Genomic DNA, 13,013 nt, shown 5'->3' on the forward strand with positions numbered 1-13,013 from the left:
CATTCCTCTTGGGAATAGCTGGTATTCCAGGGAGTGCCAAGTCCGCTTGCAATAATGGCACATCAGATAGCAGTCTGAGAGCTTCGAGCAAGATGACGGTCAGTTGAATCAACACTGTAGTGAATTGTTCACAGAGAGGCAAAGGAGATTCCATGTCTAAGTTAGTTAATAAAGTGGCACTCGTAACCGGCGGTTCCCGGGGTATTGGCGCGGCGATCGCGAAGCGTCTGGCGGTGGATGGAGCAAGCGTAGCCATCACGTACGCGAAGGATGCAAGCTCGGCTTCGGCCGTGGTCAAGGAGATTGAACTCGCTGGCGGAAAGGCCGTCGCGATCCAGGCGGATGCGGCCGATGCCGACGCGGTCAAAGCTGCGGTCGAAAAGGCCGTCGCTACCCTGGGCCGGTTGGATGTACTGGTGAATAATGCGGGCACTGCTATCCCGAAAAAGTTCGAAGACACCACGTTGGAAGAGCTGGATCGCGTGATTAACATCAATATCCGCGGTGTCTTTGTTGCGACTCAGGCGGCACTGAAACACATGAATGATGGTGGCCGAATCATCAACATTGGTTCCTGCGTAGGCGAGCGCATGATGACGCCAGGACTGGTGCCCTACTCAGCTACCAAGGGAGCCGTGAAGATGTTTACGCAAGGCTTGTCCAGAGAGGTCGGGAGCCGAGGCATTACGGTCAACAACGTCCAGCCTGGTCCGATCGATACGGACCTGAACCCCGCAGCGGGCGACTGGGCGGAGCCGCAAATTGCTGCCACAGCACTCAACCGCTATGGTCATGTGGATGAGGTTGCCGCGCTGGTGGCGTTCGTCGCTGGTCCGGAGTCCTCCTACATTACCGGGGCGAATCTGACGATCGATGGCGGCACGAATGCCTGACCCAACGCAGACACGCAGTTCGCGGGTCTGAAGAGAAGGCATCCGTGTGGACGTAAAGGAGAGCCGGCGAACGAAGCCGACTCTCCCTAACGGCAGATGCCGCACTCGTCTTATCTATTAGCTGACAGGAGACAGAGAGCAATGGCTACACTTCAAAACAAAACTGCGCTTGTGACGGGCGCATCGAAAGGGATCGGCCGTGCGACTGCACTAGCGCTTGCTGAGGCCGGAGCACAGGTTCTGGTTCACTATGGCCGTTCCGCCAAGGAAGCGGAGTCTATCGTCTCCGAGATCCAGACAAAGGGAGGCCGCGCCCATGCCATCTCAGCGGACCTGGGAACACCGGACGGTGCTGCGCTGCTCGCCCAACAGGTGCGTTCCATCGTCGGAGATCGATTGGATGTGCTTGTGCTCAACGCTGGAATCAGCAAGGCCGCACGCATCGCGGATCACACGCTAGAGGATTTTGACAACCTCTTCGCGACCAACGTCCGAGGCCCATTCTTCCTGGTGCAACAGCTCCTGCCAGTTCTTGGGGAGGGATCGAACATCGTTGTTATCTCTTCTCTCGCAGCCCGTATGGTAGTGGGCAAGCCCGGTTTAGAAAACCCTTCGGTCCTTGCCTACGCCTCTACCAAAGGAGCGCTCGAGACTCTGGTCAAGAACTGGGCCGCCATTCTTGGGCCGAGCGGCATTCGTGTCAACGCTGTCGCACCTGGCGTAATCGACACAGATATGTCGAACTTCACGAAGACCGAAACTGGACGCGAGGTCGCGCTGGGAATGCAGGCCTTGAAGCGGCTCGGCAAGCCCGAGGATGTCGCCGATGTCGTCGCTTTTTTGGCGTCCGATGGTGCGCGCTGGATCACAGGTGCGAGCATTCCAGTCGATGGCGGGTCTAAGCTGTAGCTGGCACCATGAGGAGCACTATGTCTATCAAAGAGAAAGAAATCAAAATCCCCGGGCCAGACCATCCCATCACGATTTCTCCGGCGGAGGGCACAGTGCGCGTAACGGTCGCCGGCAAGATCGTCGCTGAATCGACACGAGCGCTGCGGTTGGAGGAGCAGGGATATTCGCCTGTCTACTATTTGCCGCGCAGCGATGCAGATATGTCCTTGCTCGTTCGGACCACGCATTACACCTATTGTCCGTACAAGGGTGACTGCACGTACTACAGCGTTCCCATCGGCGGAGCGAAATCGGAATATGCCGTTTGGACCTATGAAAACCCTTACGAGGCAGTCGCCGGCATTAAAGAGCATTTGGCGTTTTATCCATCACGGGTCGATGCAATAGAAGTGATCTCCTAAGCGCGTTGCGACTCATACGAATACTTTGGGTTCGTACAGACGCGCTGTTATGACAGGGGCCTAGGACATCGGAAGTACTGTCATCGTTCCACTGCGGGTGCGGAAGCCTTGACGCAACGGTTCGCAACGATACGCAACGGCTATAGTGCTTAGGGCAAGCATCTTCCCTAATACAAATGCCGTCGCGTTCCTTTGCGAACCGTTGCGCCCGTTGCGTCAAGGCTTTTGTATCTCGCAGTGGAACGATGACAGCACTGATAACTCGCTTTGAGCCTCAATGGGTTCTCCGCAAGTGCCTGGAAGGTCAAGATGAACTTGATTTAAATATAGGACCAATTTAGTCTTCATTTGGTGGCGGGTTATCCGGAAGTCTTTTTGGCGAAGCGCCCGGATGATTCTTGAGATCGGCGATGATGGCTCACGAGCAGGCCTTTTAGGGGTATAGCTCTACGGCCTCCATCCCCATGGAGACAGTAGTATGAGCGTACGACGCCTCTTGTTCTGGGCACATTTGATCGTTGGAATCGCGGTGGGTTTGGGGGTCGCCTATATGGCGGCTACCGGAACGATTCTCGCGTTTCAGCCGCAGATCGTGCGATTTGCTGAGCGAGCCATCAAGCCCGGCATTCAGTCGCCAGGAGAAGTCTGTGCGGCTCCATCGACCATTCTGGCTTCGGCTCAGGCGCAAAGCGGTCAGCTTGCCACGGCTGTTCAGCTCTTCTCTGATCCAGTCGTGCCCGCTCAAGTGACATTGCCGGGCGACACGACTCTGCTCGTCGATGGCTGCACTGGCAAGGTGCTGGGGCCGGGCGCTAGCCGGCTTCGGGTGTTCTTCAACTCCGTGCGCGACCTGCACCGCTGGGTCGCACTGAGCCGCGGCCAGCACGAGGGGTTGCGGTACGTGAAGGATGCTGCCAACCTTGGTTTCTCCTTTCTCCTGCTAAGTGGATTGATCCTCTGGTTTCCGCGTCGCTGGCGATCTGCAAATCTAAAGTCCGCGCTAACGTTCCGCAGGAACCTGGCGGGCAGGGCTCGTGAGTGGAATCTGCATAACATCGCAGGATTCTGGTTGGCGGTGCCGCTGCTCGTCATCTCTGCAACGGGTTCGATCATGGCCTATAGCTGGGCCAACGGGCTGCTCTATCGCGCAGCGGGAACTCCTCTTCCGGCGACTCCAGCGGAGCGGCAGATGCAGCACGGCTCCATCTCCGATCTCACTCTTCTTGATCCTCTGATCGCGCATGCGAAGTTGCAGGATGCACGCTGGTACAGCCTGTCGTTCCGGATGCCAGGGGAGAAGGACAAGAACGTCACCTTCTCCATCGATGATGGCAAGGGCGGTCGCCCTCAGGAAAGAGCGCAACTCATTCTCTCCTTGAAGAATGCAAAGGTAGTGAGGTGGGAGCCGTTCAGCAGCCAGCCTCGCGGTCGCCAATGGCGGCTCTATGCGCGCTACCTGCACACGGGCGAGCTCTATGGTGCGACTGGGCAGTTGATCGCGTTAATTGCGGCGTTGGCCGCGCTTCTCCTGGTATGGACCGGATTCTCTCTGGCGCTGCGAAGGCTGGCAGCGTGGAGAAAGCGCACAGTCAAGGTCGAGCAGAAGGTAGCGCTGGAGCTGGTCTAGATCAGACCGTCCCTATCGCCTGCGCAAGCAAACTGCAGGTCTCTCCATTCCGCATGACGATAGAACCATCATGCTCCGGTCGAGATGACAGCTCTAAAGTAGTTCATGCATACATCACGTCATGACTGAAAAATGTTCTAACGCCGAACTCTGTGAGGCAAGGTGCGAGCTCTCCTAAAAGTGTCCGGCCTCTGGCGTGATCGACCGGGCCGACTCCGGATCCAGCACAGAGCCATCGGCCCGCACCGCCACTAACTTGCCGCCCTTGAGCAGCCGATAGTTCGTATCGCGCCATAGGGTGCGTTGCTTCATGTAGCTCGCACACCATACGACAAAGCCATACAGATCCCGCAGAGGATAGAGCGGCACCCAACGCAGAGCCATACGGTCACCCGCAGCCCACCAGCCGATGAGCCAGCACTCCAGCATCCGGTTCACGAGCGATGCGGCAAACAGATCGACCCCCAGCCACGGATGGCCGAGCATCCATCCTGCGACCAGCCCAAGAATTCCAAACGGGACGGCGAAGGTCAGCACCGAGCCAAAATGGCCCGCCGGTCGCGAGTACCGCGTACCCATCGCCCACCGCAACTGTCGCTCCCACATCGGTCGAAGACCTTTGGAGGAGCACACATGATCGACCACATAACTGGAGAGCACCACCTTGTAGCCGGCTTTGTAGATAAAGTTGCCGACAACGAAATCGTTCGATAGATAGTCGCGGACACCTGCAAAGCCGCCAATCTTTCCAATCGAGTCCTTCCGAACAACGATTGTCGGTCCGAGACCAAACTTCGTCTCTTCCAGAAGATTGTCGACCAGAACACCGGCGGTAAACTCCACGGACATACCGATGGCGTCGAACCCGGCCCAGAATCCGCCAGCACTCTTGCCGCGGAAGAGGCATGTGACGGCTCCGACCTTAGGATCGAGCAGCGGAGCCGTGACTTCGCGCAGATAGTCCGGACCCACCTCAACGTCGCTGTCACTGGTCAATAGGATGTCATGCGCCGCGACGGCAGTCAGATGATGGAAGCAGTAGTTCTGTGCATTCGGCCAGGGCGGTTTTCCCGTCACCATAATTCGAGTAGGAATGTTCGGATATCGCGCGCAGATCTCCCGGATTACGGGCAGCGCGGGATCATCCGCCTCGTCGGCAGCGAACAAGATTTCGAACGCAGGATAGTCCTGACGAAAGAAGCTCTCGATGTTTTCTTTAAGCCGTGCCTCGTTGCCATGAACGGGCTTCAGCACGGAGATAGGAGGCAGATCTTTACCCAGGCGGGCAAAGGATTCACGGTCCCTCCGGGCATCCCGGCGAAACTTTACCGCACCCACTAGGGAAAGAATTAATACGATCGTTGAAGTGACTATGCCTCCAACGGCAATTGTCATAATAGCGAAAGTAGGCATAACCATTTCTCTCGAAATCTTTGATGCTGGAGGCGTGGCGTTGGGCGCAGAATCGATTCAAATTTTGCCCGCAGATATTCAGCCAGCAATTGTTGTGAGTTCTATCTTTCTTTCCTCCCGCACTCACGTCTTCGTTATGTCGGCCACCAGACAAATCTGGATACGTGGCCGAATATCACGCAGCCGGCGCGCGATTCGTGAAGATGGACTTTCCTCCGCTACGCGCGAGCAGGAACGATTTCAGTCCATGCAGCTCCTGCGGATCTTCCTGATCAGACCATACGAAAATCTGTGCCTTCCCGTTCCACTTAGCCGCCAGCGATTCCGGCGTCTCGAAGATATGCGGAGCATCCGGGAACTTCGCGCCATACCAAAGATTCCCGCTTGGCTCATGTAGAACGTGCACCTGGACTCCGGTATAAAAATTCAGCGTCGACGCCTCATCGTAAGGGCCATCGATTACGATCACATCTCCCGGCTGATACCGCTGTTGAATCGCCGCCGCCAGGTTGTAGGAGGAGAGGATCGGAGAAAAAATCCCGAAAGAAACGTGGATACAAGCCAGCAGGACAACCATCATCGCCACTAACCCAATATTCCCCGCCACGGGCCGCCCACGGCGCCTCATGATCCAGTTGCACCCTGTGCCCAGAAGCAAGGCCAGCGAGGCCCCCAGCAGCGGTAGGCGAAACAGGCCTAACGCCCGCGGGGTCAAATCGAAGACATGTCCCAGCGAAAAGTTATAGTCCTGAGGATTCGCTTTCAGTAGATCGGCCAGATCCACCCCGGGTGGTGGCGTATGAGAGACGGAGAGGAAGTACATGCCCGCCACAAAGGCGATCACTCCGATGACCAACAAGGCAACCGAAGATATCCTCCCGGCCCTGCGATCTTCTTCCGTTGCATCCGGCGCCGATTCACGTGCCAGCCATCCGCCGACCAGCAGCGCCAGGCCGGGCAAACCGGGGATCGTGTAGTACTCCTGCCGTGTGGAGAAGCTGAAGAACACCAAAATCACCAGAGCCCATAGGAGGAAGAGCAGATTGGCCCGTTGCTGTGCGTTGAACGGCCGCGCTGCACGGCTCCAGAATGCTGGAACACTGCGCAGCGCCTGCGGCAAAAACGCGCTCCACGGTATCAGCCACACAGCCAGCAGAACCCAGAACAGCAGCAGAGGAACCGTGTCATAGCCTGGCGGCACACGCTTACCTAAGAAGCGCATCACGTGTTCGTTGATGAAGTAGAACCACAGGAAGCCGCGCGACTGGCCCGCAGGAGGATTGCGCAGCGCGGCCAGGATGTGCCACGGTGCCGCGATCAGCAGGAACACCAGCGTGCTCGAAATCAGGCGCATCCGCAGCAGACGCCGCAGGTCTCCAGTGAGCAACAGAAAGAGACCGATCGCACCCACCGGAAAGACCAGTCCAACCAGGCCCTTGGTTAATACGTTGAGCGCGCATAGTACCGCGAACCCCCAACAGACAAGGCGCGACGGCCGCTCCTGCTCGAGCGATTGCAGGAACAGGTCGTAGCCGAGAGTCAGCCACAGCGTTACCAGCACCTCGGGAATCAGGAAGCGCGTATAGACATACAACCCGAGGCAGGTAATCAGAGCCACTCCCGCATACAGCCCGCCCGTTTCGCCATAGATGCGTCTTCCTAAACGATAGGTGGCCAACGCCAGCGCCAATAGGGCAAGCATCAGTGGCAGGCGTGTGCTCCAATTGCTGATGCCGAAGATCTTGTAACTTGTGGCCAGGCTCCAATACATCATGGGAGCCTTCTCCAGATAACGGAGCCCGTCCGTATAGAGAGTGACCCAATCATGACGCTGCAGCATCTCGCGCGCTGCCTCGGCATGCACGGTATCCACGTCATCCAGCAGTGCCGGCCACGAGAGCCCGATCATGTAGATCACCGCCCACAATCCGGCGATCACCACAACGGAAACTCGCCAGTCGGCTAGCCGACGGACAGGGCGTCCGGAACGATCGGAATGAATAGCCCGCTCCGTGGCGGCTCCATCACCACTTCGGGTCGTCGTAGCGTCGGAACCCGGCACGGCGCCGGAGTTCGAGGGGGACGAGATCATGGGGTGCGATTCTCCTTATTCGCGTTATTGCCGGTATGATGCGCCGACCCTGCTTCCCGGTTCAGCTGAAGGTCAGAATCAGTACGCCGCAAAACACAAAAACGGTGGCCAGCCAGCGCCGGCGGCTCACCACTTCTTTCAGAAAAAACTTAGCGGCCACGGCATTGGTGATGTACGTGAGCGCAGCCGAAGCCGGGCCCATCAGGCTCAGGTCCGCCCACGAGAGGCCGATGAGATTGCTGAAAAAGGCGATGGCCATGAAGAAGATTCCCGCAAAGAGCACACCGCTGGAGAGCACTCGAAGAAACATCTGTATCCATCCTCGGTGGCGGCGAAGCTCATCCAGGTCCCCGATGCGACGCATGGCCAGCGCGACCAGAACATCTCCGGCAGTGGCGGCGCAAACGGTAATCGCGATGCATAGCCATATGTACACCGCTCTCATCGGCCTGCCTCCTCTGGATTCACGTTGGGAACAGGCTCTGGCGTATCCCCCGTGCGCGCGGGTTCTCCGGCAACCAGTCCAACCCCAAGGACGATGAACAGAATCCCCGACCAGCGCTCTCGTCCGACATGCTCATGTAGCCAGAAGATGGAGAGCAGCGTCATCACGACATAGCTGATGGCCGTTGCCGGCATCACGTAGCTCAGATCGGCAAACGAGAGCGCCGTCATGTAGCTCCACATGAAGACGATCAGAGAAAAAATTCCAAGCAGGATGTAGGGATTGGGCAGCATCGCGAAGACATTCAGGAGGTGATGAATATCGATCGCGCCGGACGTCTTCATGCCGTGCGATAGCAGCGCGTCTCCGCTGGACCCAAAAACTACCATGGAGAGAATCACAAGGTATTTACGAAAGCTCAAAGGTTCTCACCAAAAGGCTGATGGAGGCGTAGTGGCAGTTCTCCCCGGCTCGCCTCGCAGCTCGGGGTAGGATTCTTGCGCTAGCAACGCAAAAATCACCGGTCTGTACATCCATTATTGCCGAAACCACAGTTGCAGAACAGGCACCCACCTTTACCGATGTGCTGTCTGACAGCGCATCGGCGATCTCGCAACCACTAGCTTTGTTTTGATGGCGGCGCTTCAGCCCCGCCGTCAGAACTGCACAGCTATGGATGAACGTGTACGCTTCCCCAGGACCTATCCTCTATTTGGCCCAAAGGAATCGCCGCTGTAGCCATGCACGCACTGGCTCGTCATAGAGTTTCAAGCAGGCATAGGCAATGGTCACGCTGCTGACCAGGAGCAGGATGCCCAACAACACTCCCGTACGTACGGAAGCGTGATGATCATGCGTCCAGGCCGTATAGAAATAGATCAACGGGTAGTGAGTGATATAGAGCGGATACGAGATCTCCCCGCAGAACTTGCAAACCTTGATGGAGATCCTTCCCGTAACCTCATCGCCCGCACCCATGGAAACAATCACCGGGAAAAGAACAATGATGCAGAACGACTCATAGAGTCCGTTCATCCATACATGGGCAGGCCCGCCAATTCTGGGAATGGCAAAAATGACGATGAGCATCAGGCTGCATAGACCGAAGGCTCCCTTGACATGAATCCGCTTGCCCAGCCGCTGCAGCAGGATGCCTGCAAAGAACGGATACAGCAAGCGAGCAGCGCCGATGTGCATCTCTCGTATATCGACCGCCCAACCGCCGATCACATCGCCACGGCCACCCATCACCGCAAGATGCACCAGGAAAACACCCGCCAGGAACACCAGAACGCCGAGTGCCTTATTGGAAAGCTTCCGGAGGCCCACGGCATAGAGAATGTTGGCGACATACTCCCAGAAGAGCGACCATGCCGGTCCATCCAGCGGATGCATCTCCTGCCAGCCGCGAATATCCATCGAAGGCAAAAGGGGAATCAAAGTAAAGCCGACGACCATCACCACCAGCATCTTCCACACTGGCGTAGTAGCAATCAGTGGAAAGGTGGGAGAGCGCTGCAGGTAGAAGAAGATAGCCCCAATCACGCTTCCCGCGATAACCATAGGTTGCAGCCGGATCAGGCGACGCTTATAAAACTCCCACTGCGTCATCTTTCCCCAGCGGTCATCGTAGGCATAGGAGACGACAAACCCAGAGAGCAGGAAAAAGAAGTCGACGGCCAGGTAGCCATGATTGATCGGCTGTAGGAATCGATTGCCTGGGCCATACCCCTCGAAGGTATGGAAGATGACGACCATGAGCGCCGCCACGCCGCGCAATCCGTCGAGGATTTCGTAGTGGCTCTTAGTTTTGAGGATTGCAGTGCCTTGATTCATGATGTGCTGATCAGCTTACATGGGATGACCCCGAGATTGCACTTACAGCAATAGGGAACTCCTCGAGTACTACAGCTGTACTTACAGACCTAACCAAAAAGCCTGTCATTTCGACCGACCAACGGGAGCGGAGAAACCCCTTGAGGCAGAGCGTGATGCAAATGTTTGTGGCGCGCTTTGCGTTTAGAAACCCCTGTATCTCAGTTACCGTAAATTCGTCATCCTGAGCGGAGCGTCCCAGCCTTTGGGGACGCGGAGTCGAAGGACCCCGAAAGTCCTCACGCAACCTCTGTGGCCTATTCCTTTTCGACCTATGTATCTGTGGCGCAGGAGCGGCATGAATTCCTGAAATAGGGCCACGTAGGCCCAAGGCTAAACCCGCTCTATTTCATTCCCAGCTCAATCCTTGACGCGTGCAACCTCACCAGCGGACTCATACGTCGTGGACATCGGCAAAAAGACGCGAACGGTCGTGCCATGATCTTCCGCGCCTTGTCTGCTTTCGATCTCGATCCTGCCCCCGTGGCCTTCGACAAACTGCTTTGCCACAAACAAGCCAATGCCTGTTCCTACAACGCTGCGAGTAGTGAAGAAGGCTTCAAACACTCTTGGCATATCAGCTTCCGCGATCCCGGCACCGTCATCCTGAATGGTCAGGACGATGCCGTCTTCGGGCTCTGCCGCATCTTCCACAGAGACGGACAGGACGCCACCCGTTGGCATCGCGTAAATCGAGTTCACCATGAGGTTTGAGACCACCTGCGTCATCTCGCCGCGACGCAGCACAATCTTTCTCGACGAATGAAGTGCTTTCTTTACCTGAATGCCCGTAGCCGTACATCGTGGCCCATAGATGGTGATGGCATGGAGGACGATATCTGCAATAGCGACAGCGTTCGCGGCTGCATGTTCGCGGTAATAGCCAAGCGTCTGCTTGGCGATATGCGCGACACGTCCGAGTTCGGTATCGATGGCCTGGAAATAACTGATACCGACCGGATCGGTGATCATGGGGCCAATAAGGTAGAGGAGGTTCATCACCGCTTCGAGAGGGTTGTTGATCTCATGGGCGATCGTCGCCGCCATGCGCCCGGTGGCTGCAATCTTTTCTGCCTGCAATAGGGATTGCTCCATCCGTTTGCGTATGGAAACATCGCGCAAAATCTTGGAGGCTCCGATCACCCTGCCGCGCTCGTCTCTTACCGGTGAAATAGTGAGAGAAACATCGATCAATTGACCGCTCTTGGTAAGGCGCGCTGTTTCGAAATGCTCGACACGGCGTCCGGCACGAATACTGTCCATGATGGTCTTTTCATCGGAATGAAGATCGTCTGGAATCAGTTTGAGAATCGAGCTGCCAATCATCTCTTCCGCCGAATAACCGAAAAGGCGAATAGCGGCCGCGTTCCAGCTCGTAATGATGCCATTCAGATCTTTGCTCAAAATCACATCGTCGGAGGAGTCGACAATGGCCGCGAGTTCTCCCAGCCGCCGAGCCCCCATCACGATCTCGGCAGTGTTGCGGAAGGCGTCGTAAACCCCTGCGATCACACCACCTTCGTAGACCGGGATGAGGGAATAGCTCCAATAATGGTCTTCGAGAACACCATGGAAGAGGGTCGGGATGAACATGTTATCCCGTACCGCCGTCTCCCCTCGGTAGAAGCAGGCTTCGAGATCGCCGCTCACGAGGTCCCATGCCTCGTGGAAGACATCCCGATACAGGCCGCCAAGGGCGCTCGGATGCTTCTCTGTCAAAGTGGGAATGGCCGCGTCGTTATAAAGGAACACCATCTCCGGCCCCCACGAGAGGATCGTTGGAAACGGCGAATGCAACATGAGATTCACGGTCGCGAGTAAGGTCTCGGACCAGCCTTCAATCGGCCCAAGAGGTGTCTCCGACCAACTGTGCGCACGAATGCGGCCAGCCAACTCACTGTCCCCGATAATCAAGGCCTTCGTCCGCGTTGTGAGAGCCTGTTGGCCCATGGAAATTGGAAGATCAGGCATCGTGCATTCGTATGCTATTGAAGTTTCGAACACCGACCTGGCTTCGCACGAGTAGCGACGATGCGGAAAGGTCAACAGCTTACATCCTAGTCCAGGCGAGCATATATCGGTCGCGCCACACATCAATCGGGGCTTCAGCAGCTTTTGCTTTGAGGGGGCGGGGCTTCAGCCCTGCCGTCAGGACATCCCCGCTAAAAGCGGCTTCAGCCGCAGAGGGAATGACGCCAGGCGCGCCACGAATTGGGTGTCACCTTCACGCACATTCTTTGCGATTCGGCATGCGTGCAGGCTGCCCGGCCTTTATCTTCCAGCAAACTGTAACGCTACGCCTGCGATGGGCACCATCTATCGAGCGCATTCGCTACTCCAGTCCACTGCGACCCAGTCCATTGCGGCATAGTGCAGCAGTGCGCCAGGAAAAAAGGAGATACACGATGTTAAAGAAAGTGAAGCTTATCTACTGCGCTGGTTTACTTGGGCTGTCCACGTATTCCATGGCGTACGCACAAACCATCAAGAGCCAGGCCGCCCTCGTCCACCCCGATTGGGTACAGATTCCAGGTGAGTTGATCCGCCCGGAATGTGTGCATGAAATCCCAAACGGCGCCAAGGTTGAGACTGTAGAGGGCAAAATTACCGGCGATGTAACTGTGAATGGCGCACTCCTCGCTCACTATGAGCCTTGCACGGAAGAAGCCGTCGCTACCCGTCACCCGTCGCCCAGCGAGAACCGTGTTGCCCACACTCCTGGCCTCAATGGCTGGGTCGAAGCCGCACAATGGGATGACACGAATCAGAACGTCGATCTCATCTACGGAAATTGGACAGTGCCCTCCAACCCCTCGGAAAACGGTGGTCTGATCTATCTGTTCAATGGCCTTGAGCCTTCGGTCCAGACCTATATCCTGCAGCCTGTTCTTCAGTATGGCTCGGGCTATGCGGGAGGCGGCAACTACTGGGCCATCGCCAGTTGGCTCGTGGGCACGAACTATGTCTTCCATAGCCCGCTGGAGACCGTTAATCCCGGTGACTCGCTCTTCGGATATACCGAGGTGACCGGTACTTCAGGCAGCACTCTCGATTGGAGAGTGGAAGGCGAGGATGAAACCACAGGCGCTTATTCGTGGATCACAACCAGCACCTCAGGGCTCGAGTGGTCCTGGGCGTATGCTGCGGTCCTCGAGGCCTACGGCATAAGCTCCTGCTCCCAGCTCCCGGCTAACCTCCACGACACATTTACAGGCACTGAGGTCTACCAGGGAACTACGTCCTACACTCTCGAGACGCCGGGCTGGTATGGCGCAATATACGATACCGGAGGCCTCTCGTGCGGCTTCGGGGTTGGCGTCTCCGGAACTACGTCGACTGTGTACTACTAAACCAT

The 13,013-nt window shown here is 56.8% G+C and carries 11 protein-coding genes; 5 read left to right on the forward strand and 6 right to left on the reverse strand.

The genetic code is table 11. The features are described 5' to 3' along the window. Positions 1-152: 152 nt before the first annotated feature. The 4 genes from GSQ91_RS11240 to GSQ91_RS11255 all read left to right on the forward strand — a co-directional run bounded on the left by GSQ91_RS11240 (position 153) and on the right by GSQ91_RS11255 (position 3,833). Entirely contained in the window at positions 153-893 is a 741-nt protein-coding gene (locus tag GSQ91_RS11240; protein WP_158821643.1) for a 3-oxoacyl-ACP reductase family protein, read from the forward strand. 141 nt (positions 894-1,034) lie between these two features. Next, positions 1,035-1,802 (forward strand): SDR family NAD(P)-dependent oxidoreductase, encoded by a 768-nt coding sequence (locus GSQ91_RS11245; RefSeq protein WP_158821644.1) that lies wholly within the window; start codon positions 1,035-1,037, stop codon positions 1,800-1,802. A 20-nt stretch (positions 1,803-1,822) separates the two neighbouring features. Continuing rightward, positions 1,823-2,206, forward strand: a complete 384-nt coding sequence (locus GSQ91_RS11250) for a DUF427 domain-containing protein (protein ID WP_254064506.1) — start codon at positions 1,823-1,825, stop codon at positions 2,204-2,206. Positions 2,207-2,684: 478 nt separating this feature from the next. Then, positions 2,685-3,833 (forward strand): PepSY domain-containing protein, encoded by a 1,149-nt coding sequence (locus tag GSQ91_RS11255; RefSeq protein WP_158821646.1) that lies wholly within the window; start codon positions 2,685-2,687, stop codon positions 3,831-3,833. A gap of 174 nt (positions 3,834-4,007) precedes the next feature. Here the strand turns inward: GSQ91_RS11255 and GSQ91_RS11260 are convergent, their stop codons facing one another. The 6 genes from GSQ91_RS11260 to GSQ91_RS11285 all read right to left on the reverse strand — a co-directional run bounded on the left by GSQ91_RS11260 (position 4,008) and on the right by GSQ91_RS11285 (position 11,629). Next, positions 4,008-5,246 carry a glycosyltransferase gene (locus tag GSQ91_RS11260; RefSeq protein ID WP_158821647.1) on the reverse strand — a complete coding sequence of 413 codons (1,239 nt, stop codon included), beginning with the start codon at positions 5,244-5,246 and terminating at the stop codon, positions 4,008-4,010. 175 nt (positions 5,247-5,421) lie between these two features. Next, the gene (locus tag GSQ91_RS11265; protein ID WP_158821648.1) at positions 5,422-7,338 is read right to left on the reverse strand and encodes a glycosyltransferase family 39 protein; all 1,917 of its coding nucleotides are present in this window, start codon (positions 7,336-7,338) and stop codon (positions 5,422-5,424) included. A gap of 61 nt (positions 7,339-7,399) precedes the next feature. Beyond that, a complete protein-coding gene (locus tag GSQ91_RS11270; RefSeq protein WP_158821649.1) occupies positions 7,400-7,783 on the reverse strand; it encodes a hypothetical protein in 384 nt (127 codons plus the stop codon). Then, positions 7,780-8,205 carry a DMT family transporter gene (locus tag GSQ91_RS11275; RefSeq protein WP_254064507.1) on the reverse strand — a complete coding sequence of 142 codons (426 nt, stop codon included), beginning with the start codon at positions 8,203-8,205 and terminating at the stop codon, positions 7,780-7,782. The genes GSQ91_RS11270 and GSQ91_RS11275 overlap by 4 nt, the downstream gene beginning before the upstream one ends. Before the next feature lie 286 nt (positions 8,206-8,491). Next, a complete protein-coding gene (locus GSQ91_RS11280; RefSeq protein ID WP_158821650.1) occupies positions 8,492-9,619 on the reverse strand; it encodes an acyltransferase in 1,128 nt (375 codons plus the stop codon). A 399-nt stretch (positions 9,620-10,018) separates the two neighbouring features. Continuing rightward, positions 10,019-11,629, reverse strand: a complete 1,611-nt coding sequence (locus tag GSQ91_RS11285) for a nitrogen regulation protein NR(II) (RefSeq protein ID WP_254064509.1) — start codon at positions 11,627-11,629, stop codon at positions 10,019-10,021. A gap of 434 nt (positions 11,630-12,063) precedes the next feature. Here GSQ91_RS11285 and GSQ91_RS11290 point away from each other — a divergent pair, with 434 nt between their 5' ends. Next, complete coding sequence (locus GSQ91_RS11290) at positions 12,064-13,008, forward strand: hypothetical protein (protein WP_158821651.1); 945 nt, start codon at positions 12,064-12,066, stop codon at positions 13,006-13,008. The last annotated feature ends 5 nt before the right edge of the window (positions 13,009-13,013 follow it).

This window comes from Granulicella sp. S156, from assembly GCF_009766105.1.
Classification (GTDB): domain Bacteria; phylum Acidobacteriota; class Terriglobia; order Terriglobales; family Acidobacteriaceae; genus Granulicella.